The 21791-nt window shown below is 56.6% G+C and carries 20 protein-coding genes; 10 read left to right on the forward strand and 10 right to left on the reverse strand.

Annotation, left to right across the window (positions count from 1 at the left end; genetic code table 11):
* Nucleotides 1-78 precede the first annotated feature (78 nt).
* Together ACR0DU_RS10650 and ACR0DU_RS10655 are read left to right on the forward strand one after the other, a co-directional pair.
* The gene (locus ACR0DU_RS10650; RefSeq protein ID WP_480874394.1) at nucleotides 79-639 is read left to right on the forward strand and encodes a CHAP domain-containing protein; all 561 of its coding nucleotides are present in this window, start codon (nucleotides 79-81) and stop codon (nucleotides 637-639) included.
* Between the two features lie 20 nt (nucleotides 640-659).
* Nucleotides 660-1337, forward strand: a complete 678-nt coding sequence (locus tag ACR0DU_RS10655; protein ID WP_480874397.1) for a Rieske (2Fe-2S) protein — start codon at nucleotides 660-662, stop codon at nucleotides 1335-1337.
* A 15-nt stretch (nucleotides 1338-1352) separates the two neighbouring features.
* Here ACR0DU_RS10655 and ispG read toward each other — a convergent pair whose 3' ends face one another.
* From ispG to hemA, 3 genes are all read right to left on the reverse strand, one after another.
* Entirely contained in the window at nucleotides 1353-2474 is a 1122-nt protein-coding gene (ispG, locus tag ACR0DU_RS10660; protein ID WP_480874399.1) for a flavodoxin-dependent (E)-4-hydroxy-3-methylbut-2-enyl-diphosphate synthase, read from the reverse strand.
* A 70-nt stretch (nucleotides 2475-2544) separates the two neighbouring features.
* The gene (locus tag ACR0DU_RS10665; RefSeq protein WP_170779948.1) at nucleotides 2545-3762 is read right to left on the reverse strand and encodes a helix-turn-helix domain-containing protein; all 1218 of its coding nucleotides are present in this window, start codon (nucleotides 3760-3762) and stop codon (nucleotides 2545-2547) included.
* 130 nt (nucleotides 3763-3892) lie between these two features.
* A complete protein-coding gene (gene hemA, locus ACR0DU_RS10670; protein WP_170472185.1) occupies nucleotides 3893-5116 on the reverse strand; it encodes a 5-aminolevulinate synthase in 1224 nt (407 codons plus the stop codon).
* A 302-nt stretch (nucleotides 5117-5418) separates the two neighbouring features.
* Between hemA and ACR0DU_RS10675 the strand changes: the two genes are divergently transcribed.
* Entirely contained in the window at nucleotides 5419-6807 is a 1389-nt protein-coding gene (locus tag ACR0DU_RS10675) for a dipeptidase (protein WP_480455129.1), read from the forward strand.
* Nucleotides 6808-6943: 136 nt separating this feature from the next.
* On the opposite strand, the gene lpdA is transcribed toward ACR0DU_RS10675, so the two are convergent.
* Nucleotides 6944-8338, reverse strand: a complete 1395-nt coding sequence (gene lpdA, locus ACR0DU_RS10680; protein ID WP_170540526.1) for a dihydrolipoyl dehydrogenase — start codon at nucleotides 8336-8338, stop codon at nucleotides 6944-6946.
* 213 nt (nucleotides 8339-8551) lie between these two features.
* Between lpdA and ACR0DU_RS10685 the strand changes: the two genes are divergently transcribed.
* Nucleotides 8552-8983 carry a hypothetical protein gene (locus ACR0DU_RS10685; protein WP_480874402.1) on the forward strand — a complete coding sequence of 144 codons (432 nt, stop codon included), beginning with the start codon at nucleotides 8552-8554 and terminating at the stop codon, nucleotides 8981-8983.
* Here ACR0DU_RS10685 and ACR0DU_RS10690 read toward each other — a convergent pair.
* From ACR0DU_RS10690 to ACR0DU_RS10705, 4 genes are all read right to left on the reverse strand, one after another.
* Complete coding sequence (locus ACR0DU_RS10690) at nucleotides 8980-9558, reverse strand: DUF924 family protein (RefSeq protein WP_010442137.1); 579 nt, start codon at nucleotides 9556-9558, stop codon at nucleotides 8980-8982. The two genes, ACR0DU_RS10685 and ACR0DU_RS10690, sit on opposite strands and share 4 nt — an antisense overlap.
* Nucleotides 9559-9650: 92 nt before the next feature.
* A complete protein-coding gene (locus ACR0DU_RS10695) occupies nucleotides 9651-10937 on the reverse strand; it encodes an MFS transporter (RefSeq protein ID WP_170472195.1) in 1287 nt (428 codons plus the stop codon).
* Between the two features lie 105 nt (nucleotides 10938-11042).
* Entirely contained in the window at nucleotides 11043-12089 is a 1047-nt protein-coding gene (gene queA, locus ACR0DU_RS10700) for a tRNA preQ1(34) S-adenosylmethionine ribosyltransferase-isomerase QueA (RefSeq protein WP_480874407.1), read from the reverse strand.
* Nucleotides 12090-12133: 44 nt separating this feature from the next.
* A complete protein-coding gene (locus ACR0DU_RS10705) occupies nucleotides 12134-15520 on the reverse strand; it encodes a YhdP family protein (protein WP_480874409.1) in 3387 nt (1128 codons plus the stop codon).
* 68 nt (nucleotides 15521-15588) lie between these two features.
* Here ACR0DU_RS10705 and ACR0DU_RS10710 point away from each other — a divergent pair, with 68 nt between their 5' ends.
* From ACR0DU_RS10710 to aqpZ, 6 genes are all read left to right on the forward strand, one after another.
* Nucleotides 15589-16050 (forward strand): peroxiredoxin, encoded by a 462-nt coding sequence (locus ACR0DU_RS10710; protein ID WP_480455137.1) that lies wholly within the window; start codon nucleotides 15589-15591, stop codon nucleotides 16048-16050.
* A gap of 85 nt (nucleotides 16051-16135) precedes the next feature.
* Nucleotides 16136-16954 carry a ferritin-like domain-containing protein gene (locus tag ACR0DU_RS10715; protein ID WP_480874832.1) on the forward strand — a complete coding sequence of 273 codons (819 nt, stop codon included), beginning with the start codon at nucleotides 16136-16138 and terminating at the stop codon, nucleotides 16952-16954.
* A gap of 178 nt (nucleotides 16955-17132) precedes the next feature.
* Complete coding sequence (locus tag ACR0DU_RS10720) at nucleotides 17133-18458, forward strand: DUF5930 domain-containing protein (RefSeq protein ID WP_480874834.1); 1326 nt, start codon at nucleotides 17133-17135, stop codon at nucleotides 18456-18458.
* Nucleotides 18448-18948 carry a bactofilin family protein gene (locus tag ACR0DU_RS10725; RefSeq protein WP_010442130.1) on the forward strand — a complete coding sequence of 167 codons (501 nt, stop codon included), beginning with the start codon at nucleotides 18448-18450 and terminating at the stop codon, nucleotides 18946-18948. The genes ACR0DU_RS10720 and ACR0DU_RS10725 overlap by 11 nt, the downstream gene beginning before the upstream one ends.
* A 121-nt stretch (nucleotides 18949-19069) precedes the next feature.
* A complete protein-coding gene (locus ACR0DU_RS10730) occupies nucleotides 19070-19849 on the forward strand; it encodes a HalD/BesD family halogenase (RefSeq protein WP_480874411.1) in 780 nt (259 codons plus the stop codon).
* 106 nt (nucleotides 19850-19955) lie between these two features.
* Nucleotides 19956-20645: an aquaporin Z gene (gene aqpZ, locus ACR0DU_RS10735; RefSeq protein ID WP_480874413.1), complete on the forward strand. Its 690-nt coding sequence runs from the start codon at nucleotides 19956-19958 to the stop codon at nucleotides 20643-20645.
* A 52-nt stretch (nucleotides 20646-20697) separates the two neighbouring features.
* Here aqpZ and ACR0DU_RS10740 read toward each other — a convergent pair whose 3' ends face one another.
* Both ACR0DU_RS10740 and ACR0DU_RS10745 read right to left on the reverse strand, forming a co-directional pair.
* A complete protein-coding gene (locus ACR0DU_RS10740; protein ID WP_170779935.1) occupies nucleotides 20698-21246 on the reverse strand; it encodes a peptidylprolyl isomerase in 549 nt (182 codons plus the stop codon).
* The gene (locus ACR0DU_RS10745; RefSeq protein ID WP_480874416.1) at nucleotides 21239-21745 is read right to left on the reverse strand and encodes a peptidylprolyl isomerase; all 507 of its coding nucleotides are present in this window, start codon (nucleotides 21743-21745) and stop codon (nucleotides 21239-21241) included. The genes ACR0DU_RS10740 and ACR0DU_RS10745 overlap by 8 nt, the downstream gene beginning before the upstream one ends.
* Between the last annotated feature and the right edge of the window lie 46 nt (nucleotides 21746-21791).

Consider the following 21791-nt stretch of genomic DNA (forward strand, 5'->3'; position numbering starts at 1 on the left):
GGACCTTTTTGGGCTCTTTTCACAAGCTGCATGATCGCCTTAAAACTCTGTAACCACTCAAACCGGCATCAAAGATTCTTGCAAATCAGCAACCGCAAAACAAATACGATCTGGACGCGTCTGCCCGGCACCGCCCGCGCTGTAATTGCGATGGGCATTATTGGTTTTGTCTCGGCCTGCACTCAGAACCCAAACGACGGCGACCTTGACCCGGAGCGTCAGGCAGCGGCCCTGCAAGAGGTATCAAGAAAGCATGCCCGGGGACAACGCGTGTGGTGTGTGCCGTACGCGCGGGACCTCAGCGGCATCCAGATTCGCGGTAATGCCAAAGACTGGTGGGGCAAAGCTGGCAAAATCTTTGACCGAGGCAATGAGCCAGAGGTTGGTGCCGTGATGTCATTTCGTGCAACCCGTGGAATGCCTCTCGGTCATGTGGCTGTCGTTTCCGATATCCTCACTGATCGGGAAGTCATCATTAATCATGCCAACTGGCACCGCAACAAAGTGTCGTTGAAAATGGGCGTCAAGGACGTATCCAAAAACAATGACTGGACCTTGGTACGCGTCGAAACTCATCCTGGTCGGTATGGCAGTTCATACCCCGTAAACGGGTTCATATATCCCAAAATTGGCGAGTAGCCCCGCTTCCCACCTTGTCCATGACAATTTGGCAGATCAATACGCACTTCCCAACAGAATGGCGTTTCGATATGCGTTCAACCAAAGCGCGATTTACTCAACTGGTTTTGCTCAATCCTATTTTCATGAAAAAAGGCGTTCTTCTTTATTATATCACAGCCGCTTGGGCGCTGTTGACGGTTGCAGTTGGTCTACACCTTCTGTTCTCCAGCATGGAGCCTACAGCCGATGTCGCATCCAGGTATCAGCCCAGACTGCATAGGGTGTCGATCGATGACTGGGAGAGTGGCACAGTCAAACGCTTTGATATTGAAGGAAAACCTGTCTTAGTTTGGCGCCGTAGCCCGTCAGAAATAGCAGCTGCGATGGCACAAGCCGACGCTTCCATCCCACAGGAGGATTGGGCCGAGGTGCTGAACGACGGATCGCTCGCCGCCGCGTTGGGCCCCGAGGAATTTGCCCGTGTGGAGTGGTTCATCGTCAGCCCCATAAGCCCCGCGCGTTATGGATGTATCGTTCAGGCACCGGCTGGAGACTATAACGGATTCTTTGATCCGTGTCGTGGAGTGCATTTTGATATGTGGGGTCGCCCACAAAAAGGCCCGAGCAATGAGCGTCTGCTTGCGCAACCAGCATACTTAACCGAAGATCGGCGGGCCCTGGTTATTGATGCCTCTCAATTTCCGTTACCAAAGTAAGCGTCCTGACACGCCCTACTCCGCCGCCTCGGCTGCCGCATCCAGTTCCGCCGCCTTCTTCTCGACCTCTTCCACAATGTGATCGATCATCTGGTCGTTCGACATCTTGTGGCTGGCTTTCCCCGCCAGATAGACCATGCCCGATCCTGCCCCGCCGCCGGTGAAACCAACATCGGTCATCAGCGCCTCACCCGGGCCGTTCACAACGCAACCGATGATCGACAGACTCATCGGAGTTTTGATGTGTTCCAGCCGGTGCTCCAGCGCCTCAACGGTTTTGATAACGTCAAACCCCTGCCGCGCGCACGAGGGGCACGAGATGATGTTCACACCGCGATGACGCAGGCCCAGAGATTTCAGGATCTCAAAGCCCACCTTCACCTCTTCCACCGGATCAGCGGACAGGCTGACCCGGATCGTGTCGCCAATGCCCATCCACAGCAGATTGCCCAGACCAATGGCGGATTTGATGGTGCCGCTGACCAGCCCTCCGGCCTCGGTGATGCCCAAATGGATGGGCGCGTCCGTGGCCTCGGCAATGCCCTGATAGGCCGCGGCTGACAGGAACACATCGCTGGCCTTCACGCTGATCTTGAAGTTATGAAAATCGTTATCCTCAAGAATGCGGATATGTTCCAGGCCGCTTTCAACCATCGCCTCAGGGCATGGTTCGGCATATTTCTCAAGCAGGTGTTTTTCCAGACTGCCGGCATTCACCCCGATCCGGATCGAGCAATTGTGGTCGCGCGCGGCCTTGATTACCTCTTTCACACGCTTTTCATCCCCGATGTTGCCGGGGTTGATCCGCAAACAAGCGGCACCCGCCTCGGCGGCTTCGATACCACGTTTGTAGTGAAAGTGAATGTCAGCCACGATTGGAACTGGGCTTTCGCGCACGATTTCTTTTAGCGCTTTGGCCGAGGCCTCGTCCGGGACCGACACCCGAACAATATCCGCGCCAGCCTCTGCTGCCGCCTGAACCTGCGCGACTGTTGCTGCCACATCTGTCGTCAGCGTGTTGGTCATGGTTTGCACAGCAATCGGCGCATCTCCACCAACTGGCACATTGCCCACCATGATCTGGCGAGATTTGCGGCGATAGATGTCGCGCCAGGGACGTACGTGATTAAGGGACATGAGGGAGGGTCCAGATCAGCCTGAGTTGACCCTTAGATAGTTCGCCAACCCAAGGGGAGCAATGGCTAGATCACTCAGCAGGCGCTTCTGCTGGCTTAGTCTGCAATTCCGCCACCAGTTGCTTGAGCGCGCTGTTCTGTTCGGCCTCAAGATCTGCAACTGCGAATTTTTCGGAAACTGCATCTTTCGAGAGCACAACGCCCTTGGTCACCGTGCCGGGTGCGCCAACCGGACCAAAATGTTCACCATTCATCGAGAAATATACGGATCCTGATGCGCCAGCTCGCAATAGCGGAGCCTCTTCGGTCAGGGGCACTTCGAACGTGCTGCCTTGTTCGACGGTACCCAGTGTACCTTCGAAAATGACACTGCCATCAGCGGCCGTTACGCGCATCCACGATGGGTTAACGGCTACGATCTTCAGCGTCGTATCCAGTTGCTCAACCACCTGCGGTAACGCCGGACGCTCGACCGTATGAACTTCAGTCACCTGAATCTGCGGTGGCTCAGGAGCGCGGAAAGTGCCGACTGTACGCGGATCAAGCGTTGAAATCGGGGCATCGCGGGCAACCAGCACCGGTACATCCAGCGCTTGCGGGCGATACAAACGATCCAGCGCTTCTGTGCTTGGTGCATCGACGCTGGCCAATTCGGCCTCCTCGTCCGCCCGCACCTGCGCAGCGTCCAGCGGATCAAGATCAGTCAGTACAACCGGCGCTTGCTCGACCGGGCTGACCTGTACCTGCTGAATTCGGTTCAGAACCGACCAGCCGCCATAGCCAATTCCGCCAATTACGGCCAACAGCACAAGTGTCGAGCCGATGGCCCGCGGTTCGATCTGGCTGACCACGGATTCGCGACCGGGAATATAGGGCGTGTTCGGCGAGACGAAGGGATCACGCCCCATCGACCCGCGAGCGGGCAAACCACCTTGGGCTTTCTTGACCACCGATGCCTCGGCCGACATGCCGTGTGCAACTTCGAATCCGCTCTCCTGACAGAAGCTTGCGAAAGTCTCATCGGGGTTCATCCCCAGATAGCGGGCATAGGAACGCACATACCCAGCGATGAAGCCAGGTGTGTCAAAAGCATCAGGATCAGCATTTTCGATGGCGGCTATGTAGTTGGCTTTGATCCGCAGTTCGCGCTGCACATCCAAAAGAGATTTGCCCATCGTCGCGCGTTCGCCGCGCATAACATCGCCGAGTCGTACCTCATAGTCGTCAAAGCCCTTTGGCCTGACGTCCATGTCTTCTTCGGAATCGCGCTGTGATCTGCGCCCAATCATTCCTGCTGCCCCATCTTTGCCTGTCGCGTGTTGCACGCTAGCGGCGAATCGCCCCTACAACGATTCGTCTAATTCTTTTGTTAGCGTAAGCGTAACACGCAGCAAACTCGTTGCACACTTTAGTGTGACATTACCCGGCAAGTTCGGCGCGATTTAGCGCACAATGTGACCAAAGTTCGTCCATCGCCTGCACCAGACGGTTCATTTCGTCAGGCCCATGCACCGGAGAGGGAGTAAAGCGCAGGCGTTCGGTGCCGCGCGGGACGGTCGGGAAATTGATTGGCTGAACGTAGATTCCATAGTCATCCAGCAATCGGTCGCTGAGGATCTTCGTATGCACGGGATTACCGACGATCACCGGCACGATATGACTGCCATGATCTATCAGCGGCAAGCCCAGCCCTTTGAGCCGCAGCTTAAGAATGCTGGCCTGGGTTTGGTGCTGCTCACGCAATTCCGGTGCGCGCTTGAGATAGGCAACTGAAGCCGCCGCCCCGGCAGCGACCGCAGGTGGCAGGGACGTGGTAAAAATAAAACCGGGCGCGTAAGAGCGGATGGCATCACACATCTTCTCGCTTGCGGCAATGTAGCCCCCCATAACGCCATAGGCCTTGGCCAGCGTTCCATTGATGATGTCGATGCGATGAGCAAGGCGATCCCGCTCAGTCACGCCACCACCACGGGCGCCGTACATACCGACTGCGTGAACTTCATCGATATAGGTCAAAGCTCCGAATTCATCAGCCAGATCACAAATCTGTTCAATCGGACCAAAATCACCATCCATCGAGTAGACTGATTCAAAGGCGATCAGCTTGGGGGCTGCCGGGTCATCGGCCTCGAGCAATTCGCGCAGATGTGCGACATCATTGTGACGGAATATACGCTTGGCCCCACCATTACGGCGCACGCCTTCGATCATCGAGGCGTGGTTCAGCTCGTCTGAATAGATGATCAGGCCAGGAAATAGCTTGGGCAACGTGCTCAGGGTCGCATCATTTGCAATGTAAGCGCTGGTGAACAATAGCGCGGCTTCCTTGCCATGCAGATCGGCCAACTCAGCTTCGAGACGTTTATGATAGACAGTCGTCCCCGATATATTGCGTGTTCCGCCTGAACCCGCACCGGTCGCATCTACCGCCTCATGCATCGCGTCCAGCACCACGGGGTTTTGCCCCATGCCCAGATAATCGTTGCCGCACCACACGGTGATGTTCTGCTGTGATCCGTCCGGGCAAGTCCGCACGGCGTGCGGGAATTGACCCTTACGGCGTTCGATATCAATAAAGGTCCGATAACGTCCTTCGTCATGCAGCCTGGCAATCGCAGTATCGAGCTGAGCAGTATAGTCCAACGGACCCTCCTTGGATGCCCGGGTTTATCATAACCCCGGGCGATATTTTTTGCCACATCACAGACGGGCCGAATATATGGCTTCGCGTTCCCCTGTCCGACCTGCCTACAGCCGAACCGTTGAACCCAACTTTGATTTGCATCAAATACCTACTAAGCGGCTATCCGACAAGTAAAGTTACGGCAACCAGACGCGAGGAAACGACGCAGGCAGATTCACCGATTCTTAAGGCAAAACGGGCTGGACGGCCCCGTTTGCGCTGCTAGGCTCTGCGCCAAATCCAGACCTTTCAGGAGAGACCCATGTCGCTTGACGCTGTACTGAGCCGGATCGATACCGATCTGACAACCTCTATCGATCGCCTGATGGAGTTCCTGCGAATCCCCTCTATTTCCACTGATCCAGCGTTCAAGGAGAACGTCGACAAAGCCGCAGACTGGTTGGTCGATGATTTGAAAAGCATCGGCATCAACGCTGAAAAGCGAGAAACCCCGGGCCATCCTATGGTTGTTGGTCATGTCGGCGAAGGCAACGAAGGCCCTCATGTTCTGTTCTATGGCCATTATGACGTACAACCGGTTGACCCGCTTGAACTGTGGAACCGCGAACCCTTCGATCCTGCATTGGAAGACACCGCACATGGTCAAGTGATCCGCGGTCGTGGGTCTTCCGATGACAAGGGTCAGTTGATGACCTTTGTAGAAGCTTGCCGCGCCTGGAAAGCGGTTCACGGCTCCCTGCCCTGCCGCATCACGTTTTTCTTTGAGGGCGAGGAAGAATCCGGATCGCCATCTCTGGTTCCGTTTCTCGAAGCAAATAAAGCCGAGCTTCAGGCTGATCTGGCGCTGGTCTGTGACACCTCGATGGTCTCGCGAGGTGTCCCGTCAATCGCGTCGCAACTGCGCGGCATGCTCAAGGATGAATTCACCATCATCGGCCCCCGCATCGACCTGCATTCAGGCCATTATGGCGGACCCGGCCTAAACCCGCTGCGAGAGCTATCGCGCATCGTTGCCTCATTCTACGACGAAGACACCGGTCGCGTGGCGGTCGACGGCTTCTACGAAGGCGTGCACGAAGTCCCAGCCGAGCAACTGCGCCAATGGCAGAATTGTGGTTTCGACGAAGCGGAATACCTGAACTCTGTTGGCTACTCCGAACCACACGGCGAAAAGGGGTATTCGACGCTCGAACAACAATGGGCGCGGCCGACGCTGGAAGTGAACGGCTTGTGGGGAGGCTACAACGGCGCTGGCTCCAAAACCGTGATCCCGTCCGAGGCGCATTGCAAGATTACCTGCCGTCTGGTTGGCGATATGGATCCGGATGCGTTGCGCAATCGAATCCGCAAACATGTCGAAGATCGCTTGTCATCGGATGCCAAAGTAGTATGGGATAACGACCTTGAGGGCTCGCCCGCCTCGGTCATGAACCTCAATCGCCCCGAATTCGAAGCCGCGCGCGGCGCGCTTTCGGATGAATGGGACCGCGAGGCCGTCTTCACTGGCATGGGCGGCTCGATCCCTGTCGTTGGTTATTTCAATTCGGTGTTGGGCTTGGATTCCATGCTGGTCGGCTATGCTAATGACGACGACGCCATTCACTCACCGAATGAAAAATACGACGTCAAGAGTTTCCACAAGGGCATCCGCTCGTGGGCGCGCATTCTGGACGCTTTGACCAGGAAATAAGCATGGTGTTTTGCGAGGCTCTGCCTCGTACTCTGGGATATTTCCAGCCAGATGAAGTGCGGATACCCTGCTTCATCTGGCGATAAATATCCCGGGAGAGTCGCGGCGTACCGCGACGGGGGCAGAGCCCCCTTCCTTACATGTGGATCACGCGCCCATAGGCATCTAGCACGCTTTCATGCATCATTTCTGACAGCGTCGGGTGCGGGAAGACAGTGTTCATCAGATCTTCCTCGGTGGTCTCCAACTGGCGGCCCACCACATAGCCCTGGATCAGCTCGGTCACTTCAGCACCAATCATGTGCGCGCCCAGCAATTCACCGGTTTTGGCATCAAACACGGTTTTGATCAGCCCTTCAGGCTCACCCAGTGCGATGGCTTTGCCGTTGCCAATGAACGGGAACCGGCCGACCTTGATGTCATACCCCAACTCTTTGGCCTTGGCTTCGCTGTATCCGACCGAGGCGACTTGAGGCTGACAATAGGTACAGCCAGCGATGCTTTCGGGTTTGACCGGATGTGCGTGCTTACCAGCAATAAGCTCAGCGACCATAACGCCTTCGTGGCTCGCCTTGTGCGCAAGCCACGGCGCGCCAGCGATATCGCCAATAGCATAAAGTCCTTCAACCCCGGTACGGCAGAATTCATCCGTCACAACATGGGTGCGATCAATCTTTACGCCCAGAGCCTCAAGCCCGAGGTTCTCAACATTGCCGACAATACCAACCGCCGAAATCACGGTGTCAAAGTCGTGCTTCTCGACCTTACCTTTCACCTCGATATGCGCGGTGACTTTACCCTTGGCGCGGTCCAGTTGTTTGACCATCGCTTTTTCCATGATGGTCATGCCTTGCTTGGTGAAGGCCTTTTTGGCAAACGCGCTGATCTCAGCATCTTCGACCGGCAGAACGCGATCCATGACTTCGACAACAGTCGTGTCTGCTCCCAGCGTGTTATAGAAACTGGCGAATTCGATTCCGATCGCGCCCGAACCGATAACGAGCAATTTCTTGGGCATTCGCGGCGGCTGCAGCGCGTGTTTGTAGGTCCAGACCAGATCGCCATCAGCCTCGAGCCCCGGCAGTTCACGCGCACGGGCGCCGGTGGCCAAAACGATGTTCTTCGCTGTCAGCTCTTCGGTGCCTTTGTCAGTTTTCACGCTGACCTTGCCTTTGGCCGGAATGGTCGCCTCTCCCATGACAACGGCGACTTTGTTCTTTTTCAGCAGGTGACCGATGCCGCCGGAAAGCTGAGCCGCGACCCCGCGCGAGCGTTTGACCACGGCGTCCAGATCGTAACCGACCTTGTCAGCTTTCAGGCCAAAATCCTTGGCACGCTCCATCAGATGGAACACTTCCGATGACCGCAACAGCGCCTTTGTTGGGATACAACCCCAGTTCAGGCAGATGCCGCCCAAATGCTCGCGTTCAACGACAGCGGTCTTAAGGCCCAATTGTGCCGCGCGAATAGCGGCCACATAGCCACCGGGGCCAGCCCCGATTACGATCAGATCATAGGATTGTGCAGCCATGTTTCCCTCTCGGCACAGATCGGTTCAAAAACTAGTTTACCGTTAAACTATTTTTTCCAACGCATCAACATAACTTCCCGCGACATATGTGACGCAGGGTAATTTCGCCATTATCAAGCTGAATTCAGCCTATACCCGTGCCGCCGCAAAGGCTAGAACGGAGACTTCGGAACCATTTGTTTTTGATATCCACCATATTTCGAAAGGCGAAACATGGCCAAAATCCTCAAGGACTTATTACTGGCATTTTTGAATGCGACATTGATATTGCTGGCCTTATGCCTCTTCCTAGGGTGGAAACTTTTACAATCCGCAGACCAAATTCGGACCGGATTTGCTGAGAACTTGCAAGCAGTGGCGCCATTACGCGAACAGGCGCAAGGCATTCGAGTAGAGCTGACAGAGCTGCGCAGCGATTTTGCCTCATTTGGCCAGAGAGCACAGCTTGATGAAACCATGCGCCAACAGCTGAGCGCCGCCCTGCAACGCTTGAACAGTTTGGAGGGGAAACTTGAAAATACGCAATCTCGCTTGGCGAACCTTGTCGAACGTCCGGAAGACCTGATCAACTATGCGATCACGACTTCTGCAGACAACATCACCAACCGGATATTGATCATCAAGGGTTGCGAGCCCGCGACCTAGGTCGCGGCCTGCAATTCACGCACTGTTGATCCGTAGCCACCATTGCTCACATATGCGGCTTCGTGATCAGTAGTTGCCCTTTCCAGTGCATCGTTGCGATATGGGAAACGGCCGAATTTTCGGATCACCTCGCGATGCGCGCGCGCATGCAACAGATTGCTGTCACCACTTTCGGGCATCCGCTCAAGCATCATGCGTACACAACGCTCCTGATCGCACAAATTTTCCGAGTGCATCATTGGCAGATAGAAGAACTGCCGCGCGGGTTCATCGATCTTTAGATCCCAGCCCTTGTCGACCGCGCATTTTGCTGCCGCCAGTGCCGCCCTATCGGATGCAAAGGCCTGCTTGCTGCCCCGGAACATATTGCGAGGCAACTGATCCAAAAGGATAATGTAAGCCAGCGCCCCGCTGGGATAGGTCAGCCAGAGCGAAAACTTGCCTTCACACGCGGCTTTCCAGGTTGAAAGAAATTTGTCTCGGATCCGCGCATCCAGCGCTTCATCCTGTAGGTACCACCCCTCGGGGCCGACCTCATCTAACCAAAAACTCAATACTTCTTCAGGACCTGCCATTGCCCTAGACTCCGTAATTGTCCTCCCCAGGACGTAACGTCATTAAAATCACTTTTACAGATTTGTGACAGTAACATATTGCAACACTAAAGTCACAATTCCGGCGCACGGGCGGGTTCTTGTGCATCTTGCTCATCTTGCGCTGCTTCAATAGCAACCTCTTGGGCGACTTCCAACGCAACAGGTGACGAAGTTGGATAGATCGGAGCAATCGCGCCCGTCTCATCCACCGGTGTGTAGACTCGCTGGGTCATCCGATAGGCGGCGTAGGCGGCCATGGCAAACATCAGCGTAGCAATAAACAGAAAGAAACCCTTTGGCCCGACAACGCCAGTGCCCATCAGCCAGCCGGTAATAATCGGCCCGGCGATTGCTCCGAGGCCATTGATGAATACCAGCCCGCCCGAGGCCGCCGACATATCATCATACTCCAGATAATCGTTGGTATAAGCTATCAGCAGGGAATAGAGCGGGCTTGTCATGCCGCCAATAAAGAAGGCCGCAACAAGAAGCATCGTGAATGTTACACCCAGCACCATGCCAATAACAGCACCGACCCCACCTACTGCCGAGACCAATATGATCAATACGCGACGATCCATCCGGTCGGACATCCAGCCCAGTGGAAACTGAAGCAATACCGCTCCAATATAGAACACCGCCACGAAGATCGAAATTTCAACCAGACTCAGACCTACTTGCGCACCATAAACGGCGCTCATCCCGAATTGAGCCGAGAATATCCCGCCCAACAAGAACATGCCAACGCAGCCCAGCGGTGATGTTTCCATCAACTGGCGCAGGGTCATCGGCTTGGTGGTGTCAAACGCAGGCGTAGGAGAGATCGACAACAAAATGGGTGCAAACGAGATCGAAACCAGAATCGATGCGATGACAAAAGTTTCATACCCGGCGGGGTCACCAACCAGCAGCAGGGCCTGAGCGCTGACCACACCCGCCATCTGCACGATCATATAAAGCGAAAGGGCCTGTCCTCGGTTCTCGTTGTTTGCGGCGTTGTTCAGCCAGCTCTCAGCGGTCACATACACACCCGAGAAACAGAATCCGATCACGACCCGGCCCAGCGACCAGGCAATGGGATCGGCAAGCATCGGGTACATGATCATGACGGCCGAAATAAACGAAGCCAGTGCTGCGAATACGCGCACATGACCGACGCGACGGATCATTTCGGGCGCCAAACGCGAACCGCCGAGAAATCCAACAAAATAGGCGGACATTACAAATGACATTTCGAGGGTCGAAAACCCCTCAATCTCGCCACGCACGCCCAGCAGAGTGCCCTGCAGGCCGTTGCCGACCATCAGCAATCCCATACCCAGAAGAAGCGCCCAAGCGCTGGAAAGAACCTGAAGCATTCTGCCAACCCAAATTGCTGATTTGTTTTGTTCGCTTTGCGATCAAATACTATCCGCGTCGCGCCTGTCTACGACATTGTTGCGGCGCGGATGAAACAGATGCGACTAGGGGATCAAAAGAGATGCGTCGCCGTAGGAGAAAAAGCGATATTCATCCGCGATGGCGTGATCATAAATTGTCTTGACCCGATCCTGTCCCATCAACGCGGAAACCAGCATTAACAGTGTGGATTTTGGCAGATGAAAGTTAGTCATCAGCGCATCAGTGACTTGAAACTGAAATCCGGGGTAAATGAATATGTCGGTCTCACCTTCCCACGGTTCGATCTGCCCTGAACGTGCAGCACTTTCGATCAGACGTAAGGCCGTCGTTCCCACAGGAATGACCCGCCCACCCGCTGCTTTGGTCGCGGCGATATCGGCTGCGGCCTGCGCGCTGACACGGCCCCATTCAGCATGCATTTTGTGGGTCGCCACGTCCTCGACCTTAACTGGCAGAAAGGTGCCTGCGCCCACATGCAAAGTGACATGGGTAAACTCGACACCACGTGCTGACAGCGCTTGAAGCAACGCATCGTCGAAATGCAGCGACGCTGTCGGGGCTGCAACAGCACCAGAGTTACGCGCCCATACAGTTTGATAATCGGTCTTATCCTGTTCGTCCGCAGCACGTTTCGCCGCAATATAAGGCGGCAATGGCATCGCGCCAGCCTGCTCCAAGGCTTGGTCGAAATCCTCTCCGGTCAGGTTGAAACGCAGAAAGGCCTGGCCATCGGCAACCCGATCCAGGGTCGCACTTAGGTCATCTGAAAACACGATTTCTTCGCCGGGTTTGATCTTCTTTAACGGTTTGATCAGTGCAGCCCAGCAGCCGTCGGATTGCGGGTCCAGCAGCGTCGCTTCGATCGCTGCGGACACAGGCCCCTGTGCGCTGCTGCGATGGCGGCGGCCATTCAGGCGTGCCGGGATGACGCGTGTGTCGTTCAAGACCAGCCGGTCCCCAGGGAGCAATATGTCCGGCAAATCGTGGACACGCTGATCTCGAATGGTATCCCGCTGCGCAAGTAGCAGGCGTGCCGATGAGCGCGGGCTGGCAGGCCGCGTCGCAATCAGGTGTTCGGGCAGATGGAAATCAAAATCGCTGAGTTTCATGGCCGCGCCATACATCGGCCCAACAGATTCGGCCACCGCTCAGATCAGCGGTCCTCGCCGCGTGATTGCACAGCCGGATGGGGTTGGTCCGATCGGTCAGGCGTTGCATTTGGGCCATCCGAGACAGTCGGCGCGGGCTCGCGCAACAAGTTTCGCAGGAACAACGGGGCCAGCCCGGACAGCGGATTGACAGAAACCTTTGGATCGCTCAGTGGGCCGGTCAGGGTATAGTTGAAGGCGAAAATTCCCTCGCCCTTCTTCGACAGAACACTGCCAATCGCATTAACCAGATAAATTGGCGAGATCGCGCCGCGCAGGTTCAGCATTTGAGTCACCGTATCAATGGTGCCCTCGAATGACAGTCCCATAGATGGCCCTACGGCGCTGCCACTTAAAACCTTCACTTCGGTCGGGGTGATGCGCATTTTGCTATCGATGGCTGCAAAGAATATGCCCTGTCCCGCCATCTCGTCCAACAGCCCCACCAGACTGATCGCGTTCAACAAGGCCGCCATCGCCGGAGCGTCGGTGATCCGTGTATTCTTGATTTTCAGGTCAACGTCGTAGTTTCCGGGCTCGGCAATCGGGTCGAGTTGCAATTGCATGGACCCGCCACGCGCCTGCGTCAGAACACCAGCCGAACGCAGAACCGCACCCGCATCTTCGGAAGTCAGCCCAACCGCCGTTCGATTATCGCGCGGCGTCACCTGGCCTTTGATCCGCGCGCCACCGTTGACCTGAGCTGCGAATCCACCCGTCAACCCGCCTGTGGTTTGAAACGAGCCGGTTAACCCGGTCAATGCCACCGTTTCGGTTACCTGTAATCGATCCAAGGTGACGTCGAGCTTCGGCCCAGGTCCAGCTGCGCCTCCTCCGCTGCTACCCCCTTCACCCAAAGTCGATTTACCCAAATTAAGCACGCCGCCCAACACGCGGATGTCCGGTAACGCCGTCCCTCGCCCGATCAGTTCCGCAGGAACAGCCAGCCAATTGCCCAATTCAAATGAGCTGAAGCGCACGCGGTCAAACCCACCATCTCTAAAAGAGATCGTGGCTGATGTTCGCAGCCCCGCTGCCTCGATACGCAGCTCATCGACGTTGAGTTGCGCGCCTAGCGTTGCTTCGGCTGCTAAGGTGCCGCTGCTGTTTGCCCCTTTCCTCCACCCCAACTCAGGGATGGCCAGAGCCACCCCCACCAGGTCTGAGTTTGCGTTCAGAAGTGGCGGTTCACCTGCGCCGATACCCAGTGAAAAGTCAGCCAACCCCTGTCCGGTTAGCATCCCTTTGGGTAAACCGGCATTTATCTGTTCCATCAGGCGTGGAGAGACCTCAATTTGCCCTTTCAGCTCACTACGTTGCGCGGTGTCGCCGCCGATGGGCTGTCGCCAGGTGGCCTGAACTGGTACGACGCCAAACAGGCCCTCGCCCGAAATGGCGACCTGCGTTTGATCCCCTGTCAGATCGAGCTGGTCGGCACTGACTTCAAACCCCGGCACCAGCCTATCACTGTCCAGATCGACCAGTTCCCCCAGAAAATGGAATCGTGTGTCTTCAAGCTTCAAGCCCTTGATCATGGGCAACGACAACGTACCTGAAAGACTGACCTGACCTTCTGCCAGCTCAATGGGAAGATTGGCCTTGGTCAATAATTGCAGCGGTGGCCGATCCAACAAAGACAGGGCAGCCGTCACACTACCCTTGGCCTGCACGCGGGCGATCCCGGGCGTGGATTTCTTGATACGGGTGTCTGGAATGATAAACGAGGTGCCCGAAGCATCAACCGCCCCGCCCTCGTCCGCGATTACGATCCCCTTCTGCGCCGAGACCGTAAACCGTCCGTTCAGCAGGCTGGCCTGCCCTTGTGCATCCTGAATGGGCGGAAGCGTCTTGGCGAACCGGACCTTGGTATCTTCGAACTCAAAATCGGCATAGATGTCGGGTTTTTCTCCGGGCCGCAGACGCAGAGCGAAATCCAGATCCGACATTTCGCCCTGATACAAGTTTTCAGTGACCCAGAGACGTGGTTTCGGCGCAAGACGTTCTGGCCAGTATTTCAACAATTGATCAGAACTCATCTGGTCGATCTGTGCGTCAATCTCGGCAACCCAACCTTCGGACAGACCGGCCAATGACCCGCTCAGGCGCGCGCGATGTTCACCATCTTCAATTGACATCTGGCCCAACCGCAGCCGGAACGGGGCCAGTTTCATCTGAAAGTCCACATCGGCCTGCGAAAGGTTCAGCGGTTCAGGGAACAGATCCACGGGATTAATCTCGATCCCGCTCAGGCGAAACTGACCTGACATGCTCTCCAGACCGCCAGCTTCTACGCCCTTAAGAAATGTTATCCCATCTGCCTGCACCGTACCCCAGGCGGAATTGATCGACACCTCGTTGAAGTCCAGCGCCTGCAGCTTTGGATCGTATGTAAAATAGGTCCTCGCCGATTCAAACTTGATCGGCGTTGTTTCTGGTGTCGGCTGCACCGCACCCGTACCGAGGTTCAGTGTGGCAAAGACCGGGCCCAGCGCGCCGTCGGGGTCTACGCTACCACGCAAAGCACCAGAGATGGGCGTGCGCAACACCTGCATCCATGCAAGAGCTGGGCTATGTCCGCCAATATCTTCCGAAGGCAGATCGGTGATCGAAATGCCAAACTGTGCGGCAGGGCTGCCAAGCGAACTGGTATAATTGGCTTCAATCGTGCTCACGTAGTCCCGCCCGGCAAGTACCGAAAAGCTGGTGGCCAGTCGAACCTCGCGCGCGCTGCGGGTCGCCTGAATGCGCCCACCATCCAGCACCCAGGACCGGCCCAGCCGCAGATCCTGATAGTCCAGCGTAATTGCATCCAGTTCAACTGAAGTCAGGGCTGACAAGACTGTCGCCTGGAACACCTCATCCGAAGCCTCGATCAGCTGCGCCAGATTCGGAGCTTGCCCGACCGGCGCACTGCCCGCACCCACCGTCAGAGAAAGGGCTCCGTCCACACCCCTTGTCAAAGCGATCTGCGCGCCTTGCAGGATGATCCGCTTGGGCTGCACATGACCGCGCAGCAGCGGGCGCATAGAAAGACTGGCCCGCAGGTCGGACACTTCGGCGATCTGACGACCGTCCGCGTCACTGATGCGGACATCGGTTAAACGCAATCGAGGACGCCAGCCTTCATGAATAATAAAGCTGACATCGCCGAACCGCACTTTGACGCCGCCCAGAGCCTGATCTAACCGAGTTTCAACCCGATCACGTAGCCAATCCGGCGCGTGCATGCGCTGCCCCACCACCATGAAGCCTGTGACTAGTGCCAGAAGAACAAGAATGAAGACACCGCGCAGTGTCCACAAGCCAGCAGTCCGTCGACGCGACCTACGTCGGGGCTTTTTAACCGAACCGGCGTCATCCTGCTGTTCTTGCTGGACCAATTTACGTCCCACGCCTTTCAACCTGCCGTCCGTGCACTATGATAAGCGCCAGCCTTTAGTTTCCCAGCCGGAGTTTGAATATGCCCGAAGTCTCAGACATCGCACCCGACTTTACTCTGCCCCGCGACGGCGGCGGCGAGGTGTCCCTGTCGGAACAACGTGGCCGTGCCGTCGTTCTGTTTTTCTATCCCCGTGATGATACGCCGGGCTGTACTAAGGAATCCATCGGATTCTCGGAACAGCTTGATGCGTTTCGTGACGCAGGCGCTCACGTCTTCGGCATCTCGCGCGATACCATCGCCAAACACGACAAGTTCGTTGCCAAACACGGGCTGACCACACCGCTGCTGTCCGATGAGGGTCAGACCGTATGCGAAGATTATGGCGTCTGGGTCGAAAAGAACATGTATGGGCGGAAATCGATGGGCATTGAACGTTCAACCTTTCTAATCGATGCCGAGGGCAAAATAGCCCGTATCTGGCGCAAGGTGAAAGTGCCGGGCCATGTGGACGAGGTGCTTGAGGCTGCGCGCGCACTCTGACTCTCTCGACCCGCGCGGGCATCAAGGGTATGACCCGCGCGGACTGCAGCGTTAGGGGGCAAGCGTGTCAAAAACACTGACCGAAATGGCGACTGAGGTTTTGACCACATCGGTCGGACGCGAGAAAACCGCCCTGTCCAAACAATACGCCGCTGCCTGGTTTGCATCCCGGCAGTGCGACGCGCCCAAGATCGAAGTGGGCACCGCCGAGCCACCGATTTACCCTGCGCGGCCTGAAAAGCCCGAACTGTTGTCTCCTCGGGATGTGCCCCGCCGCAGGCCCGGGTCCGAGGCGGGCCGTATCGCGCTGTTACACGCCGTCGCGCATATAGAGTTGAACGCCGTGGACCTGCATTGGGACATCATTGCCCGATTTGGCCATGTGCCGATGCCCATCGGCTTCTATGACGATTGGGTGAAATGTGCCGAAGAAGAATCGCGCCATTTCGAGATGGTCTGCGACTGCCTCGAACAGATGGGCAGCCATTATGGTGCTCTGCCCGCCCATGCGGGAATGTGGCGCGCCGCCGAGGACACCGCCGAGGACCTGATGGGTCGTCTTGCTGTCGTACCGATGGTACTTGAGGCACGTGGGTTGGACGTGACCCCCGGAATGATAGACATCTTCCGCAAGGCCAAGGCTGATGACGCCGTTGCCGCGCTTGAGGTGATCTATGCCGAAGAGGTCGGCCATGTTGCCTATGGCTCGAAATGGTTTCACTTTCTGTGCGGGCGCGAGAATGCGGATCCCAAGGATGTGTTTCACGCCCTTGTGCGCCGCTATTTCCACGGAGCGCTGAAACCACCCTTCAACGAAGAGAAGCGCGCCGAGGCCGGGCTGCCCCCTGATTTCTATTGGCCCCTGACCGAAGACCTGCCACCACCCGGAGTTGTATCAGACTGACAGCAAACGCCTGCTATCGGCAAATTCCCGCCGATCACGTGCGGTAAAACTCCGTTCATTGCGTACGATTGGTTAACAAACTTGCCCGAATGCCCCGACCCCTTTATGCAATCGCGTCAAGGAGCGGCTACTCACTCACGACCGGCTCCGAGATATGGGGACAATTGAGGTAGGACGCGTGCGGACACGTCTGGCAATTAAACTACACTCACTGCTTGAGCGGCACTTTCCAGAGCGCCGGGTTTTTCTGAAATCTGACAATGATACACGGTTTATCCGGCTAAGTTCGGAGACCCAGATCGCCGCGGTCGCCGGTGTATCGGTGATGGTCGCATGGACGGCCATCGCAACGTCGATCCTGCTGATGGACAGCATCGGATCGGGCAATTTCAGAGAACAGGCAAAACGCGATCAAGCCACCTATCAGGAGCGGCTGAACATCCTGTCTGCGGAACGCGACGCGCGCGCGGCCGAAGCCTTGGCCGCCCATGACAGGTTCAATGCAGCGCTGGAACAGATTTCGGTCATGCAATCCGAATTGCTGGAATCCGAGAACCGCCGCCGCGAGCTGGAAACGGGTATCGAAGTCATCCAGACCACCTTGCGCGCGACCATGAAACAGCGCGAAGACGCACGGACCGAGCTGGTGGAACTGCAAAACAGCACAGATGGCGACGCAGCTTACATGATGGCATCTGCCAACCCGGCACAGATGGAATTCATGACCTACGCTCTGGCCCGGACCGCAGCACAACGTGATCAGATCGCCGCGGATGCCCAAGGCGCGCTGGACGAACGCGACGAGCTTGAGCTGGAAATTCGTCTGATGCAGGAACGCAGCGATGAGATTTTCCGCCAGTTGGAAGAGGCCATGGTGATCTCGGTCGAGCCACTCGACAAAATGTTCCGCAACGCGGGCATGCCCACAGATCGTATCCTCGACGAGGTTCGTCGCGGATATAGCGGTATGGGCGGTCCGCTGACCCCTTTATCCCTTAGTACGCGCGGTGAGGAACTGACCCCCGACCAGATCCGCGCAAATATCCTGCTGGAACAGATGGACCAGCTGAACCTCTATCGCATCGCTGCCGAAAAGGCCCCCTTCGCCAGCCCGGTGCGTGCAGCGGTTCGTTTCACCAGCGGCTACGGTACGCGGCGCGATCCCAAGACCGGCGGTCGCCGCATGCATAATGGCGCTGATTTTGCCGGCCCCTCGGGCACCGATATCTTCGCGACCGCCGATGGTGTTGTCACTCATGCAGGCTGGCAATCGGGTTTCGGACGGCTGGTTAAGATCAAGCACGCCTTTGGGATTGAGACACTTTACGCTCATAACACCAAGGTACGCGTAAAGGTTGGCCAAAGGGTCTCGCGCGGGGATCATATTGCTGATATGGGTAGCACCGGACGGTCGACCGGCACACACTTGCACTACGAGGTCCGTGTGAACGGAAAACCTGTTAACCCAATGACTTACATCAAGGCTGCGAGAAATGTTTTCTAAGAGCAAAATCAACGAACCCGGATCGAAAGAGACTGAGGCAGCAAAACCAGCCGCACCGGCTACTCCGGCGGCTCCTGCACCGGCTGAAACCAAGGCGAGCACCCCGCCCAAGCCAAAGCCGCCCGCATCGGTCCTGTCCTCGGATCTTCACATCACCGGAAACCTGAAAACCTCGGGCGATATCCAGGTTGAAGGCACCGTAGAAGGTGACATCCGCGCCCATCTGCTGACCATCGGCGAAACCGCCACCATCAAGGGTGAAGTTACTGCCGATGACGTCGTCGTCAACGGCCGCATCGTGGGCCGCGTACGTGGCCTGAAGGTCCGCCTGACCTCGACCGCACGAGTCGAAGGCGACATCATCCACAAGACCATCGCGATCGAAAGCGGCGCCCATTTTGAGGGTTCCGTACAGCGTCAGGACGACCCGCTGAACCCCGGTCGCGGCGGCAAATCGGGTGCCAACCCTGCGGCAGAAGTCAAACAATAACGACAGGTCATTCTGTCCTGCTGAAACGCCGCGATCCTGATCGCGGCGTTTTTTTGTTTCTCGGTTACAGAATAAGTCCTACACCGGTTGGGAAAATTGCACTCAACGGCCTGGAGGCTCAATGGAACTGGCAGATATTGTTGACCTCACCACATACCCGATCGAGGATGCGGAATTTTGCGCGAAACTCAGACAGGGCTATCAACACGACGGTGTGCTGGAGATGCCGGGTTTTGTCAAAGAGGGCGCGATATCCTCGATTCGGGCCGAAGGTCTAGCCAAGCGGGAAAAGGTTTATGCGAAGACCGAAAAACATACGGTCTATCTCAACCCGATGGACCCTGCCTACAATCCTGATCACCCGCGCAACAGGCTGGTTACATCCTCAAAAGGCTGCCTGACAGATGATCAAATTGCCGAATCCTCTGCCCTGCGGGCGCTATACGATTCCGATGTATTCCGCACCTTTCTGTGCGACGTGCTGGAAGAAAACGCGCTGTATGAATATGCCGACCCGTTGTCGTCCATTAACCTGCATTTTGCCGAGCAAGGCCAAGAGTTGGGTTGGCACTTCGACAACTCTTCATTCGCGATCACTTTGATGGTGCAACCTCCGGAACAGGGCGGGTCATTTGAGTACGTTCGTGATGTGCGTGATGCAGATGCCGGTGAGATGAGCTTTGACGCGGTTGGTGACATCCTTGATGGCCGTACCCCAGTTAATCGGCTTGACGCCAGCGCTGGAACACTGGTGTTCTTCCGCGGCCGGAATTCGATCCACCGGGTTGCACCAAACGAGGGTGAACAGACCCGTATTCTTGCCGTGCTTGCCTACAACACTGAACCCGGCATCTCATTATCGGAAAGCGCGCGCCAGACGTTCTACGGACGCACTGGATAGTTTCCACACGCTGTGAAAGAGCCTAAGAAATTCCCCGTAGACGTCAGTTTCACAAAACGCACTTTATGAATTATACTGAAAGCCATTGTTTTCTGGAGGACTTTTCATGTCATCGAAACTTATGGCTGAATTCTTTGGCACTTTTTGGCTAGTACTTGGTGGCTGCGGTAGCGCGGTTCTGGCTGCGGGTGTCGCCGATGTGGGTATCGGCTGGCTGGGCGTTTCCTTTGCCTTTGGCCTCACAGTGCTGACCATGGCGTACGCGGTCGGTCATATCTCGGGCGGGCATTTCAACCCGGCAGTCAGCCTTGGCCTAATGATAGGCGGGCGGTTCGACGCCAAAGATCTGATCCCTTATTGGATCGCTCAGGTCATCGGAGCCATCGCGGCAGCAGCCGTGCTCTATTTAATCCTCAGCGGAGCGCCGGGTTTTGAAGGTGTGGGAGGGTTTGCCTCGAACGGGTATGGCGAGGCCTCACCCGAAGGGTATTCGATGATGTCCGCGTTGGTAATCGAAATCGTCATGACGGCCTTCTTCATCGTGATCATTTTGGGGGCAACGTCCAGCGGTGCTCCGGCAGGATTCGCGCCGATCGCCATCGGGTTGGGGCTGACGCTGATCCATCTGATTTCGATTCCAGTGACGAATACGTCAGTGAACCCTGCGCGCTCGACTGGTGTCGCACTGTTTGCCGATGGTCCGGCACTAGCTCAGCTGTGGCTGTTCTGGGTGGCACCTTTGATCGGCGGCGCGATTGGCGCGCTGATCTGGCGGGCGATGTCGGCCGACGATTGACCCAGCTGCATCTAGGACCCCCGGCCAGCAAAAGCGCGCCGGGGGTTTTCTTTTATTCGGTCACAGTGACCTTTTTCATCGCATCGGGCTGACCGATAACAGCACCGTTCGGACCATCGCCGCGCTTGATCGCATCAACCACGTCCATCCCGTCGGTGACCTGACCCACAACGGTGTATTGGCCATTCAGGAACGGACCGGGCTCAAACATGATGAAGAACTGCGAGTTTGCGCTGTTGGGGTCCTGTGCCCGTGCCATGCCGACAACGCCCCGGTCAAAATTGTAGTCCGAGAACTCAGCAGGCAGGTCTGGGCGATCTGACCCACCTGTTCCGGCGCGACGCATGTCCGCGCCAACGCGGCCATGTTGCACATCACCGGTCTGAGCCATGAAACCATCAATCACGCGGTGAAACACAACGCCATCATACTGACCGCCAGCGGCCAGAGCGGTAATCTGCTCGACATGCTTGGGCGCAAGGTCTTCGAAGAGGTCGACTGTAACGGTGCCATTCGCCCCCTCGCCTTCGATTTCGATCTCAAGGCCTGTCGCCAGCGCAGGGCTGGCCAACACGACGAATGCAGCAGCCAGCTTATGCATCGGTGGCCACCTTCACGCTGATCATCCGGTCAGGGCTCGCAGGCGGCTCGCCACGAACGATGGCATCCACATGCTCCATTCCTTCGATGACACGGCCATAAACGGTGTACTGACCGTTCAGGAAATGGTTGTCCTTGAAGTTGATGAAGAATTGCGAGTTGGCCGAATCCGGGTTGGCCGAGCGTGCCGCGCCCAAAGTGCCGCGATCATGGGGCAGCTTCGAGAACTCGGCAGGTACGTTCGGCAGCGACGATCCGCCAGTGCCTGCCATGCGAATGTTGAAACCGTCTTCCATGTCGCCATGCTGTACGTCACCGGTTTGCGCCATGAACCCGTCGATCACACGGTGGAAGGCAACGTTGTCATATTCGCCACCACGCGCCAGCTCTTTCATGCGGGCCGAGTGCTGAGGGGCCACATCAGGCAGCAATTCAATGACGACATTGCCATCTTTCAGCTCAATGATGATCGTGTTTTCGGGGTCTTTGATCTCGGCCATCTGGCCCTCCTGTCTTTGAAACTTGCGCAAATACCTATGACGCAGA

The organism is Ruegeria sp. G2 (assembly GCF_056533505.1).

Coding starts and splice junctions, on each gene's coding strand:
- ACR0DU_RS10655 (WP_480874397.1), top strand. CDS start 660: ATGACAATTTGGCAGATCAATACGCACTTCCCAACAGAATGGCGTTTC.
- queA (WP_480874407.1), bottom strand. CDS start 12,089: ATGAAACTCAGCGATTTTGATTTCCATCTGCCCGAACACCTGATTGCG.
- ACR0DU_RS10715 (WP_480874832.1), top strand. CDS start 16,136: ATGGCGACTGAGGTTTTGACCACATCGGTCGGACGCGAGAAAACCGCC.
- ispG (WP_480874399.1), bottom strand. CDS start 2,474: ATGTCCCTTAATCACGTACGTCCCTGGCGCGACATCTATCGCCGCAAA.
- ACR0DU_RS10665 (WP_170779948.1), bottom strand. CDS start 3,762: ATGATTGGGCGCAGATCACAGCGCGATTCCGAAGAAGACATGGACGTC.
- ACR0DU_RS10730 (WP_480874411.1), top strand. CDS start 19,070: ATGGAACTGGCAGATATTGTTGACCTCACCACATACCCGATCGAGGAT.
- ACR0DU_RS10695 (WP_170472195.1), bottom strand. CDS start 10,937: ATGCTTCAGGTTCTTTCCAGCGCTTGGGCGCTTCTTCTGGGTATGGGA.
- ACR0DU_RS10725 (WP_010442130.1), top strand. CDS start 18,448: ATGTTTTCTAAGAGCAAAATCAACGAACCCGGATCGAAAGAGACTGAG.
- ACR0DU_RS10745 (WP_480874416.1), bottom strand. CDS start 21,745: ATGGCCGAGATCAAAGACCCCGAAAACACGATCATCATTGAGCTGAAA.
- ACR0DU_RS10710 (WP_480455137.1), top strand. CDS start 15,589: ATGCCCGAAGTCTCAGACATCGCACCCGACTTTACTCTGCCCCGCGAC.
- ACR0DU_RS10690 (WP_010442137.1), bottom strand. CDS start 9,558: ATGGCAGGTCCTGAAGAAGTATTGAGTTTTTGGTTAGATGAGGTCGGC.
- ACR0DU_RS10675 (WP_480455129.1), top strand. CDS start 5,419: ATGTCGCTTGACGCTGTACTGAGCCGGATCGATACCGATCTGACAACC.
- ACR0DU_RS10685 (WP_480874402.1), top strand. CDS start 8,552: ATGGCCAAAATCCTCAAGGACTTATTACTGGCATTTTTGAATGCGACA.
- lpdA (WP_170540526.1), bottom strand. CDS start 8,338: ATGGCTGCACAATCCTATGATCTGATCGTAATCGGGGCTGGCCCCGGT.
- aqpZ (WP_480874413.1), top strand. CDS start 19,956: ATGTCATCGAAACTTATGGCTGAATTCTTTGGCACTTTTTGGCTAGTA.
- ACR0DU_RS10740 (WP_170779935.1), bottom strand. CDS start 21,246: ATGCATAAGCTGGCTGCTGCATTCGTCGTGTTGGCCAGCCCTGCGCTG.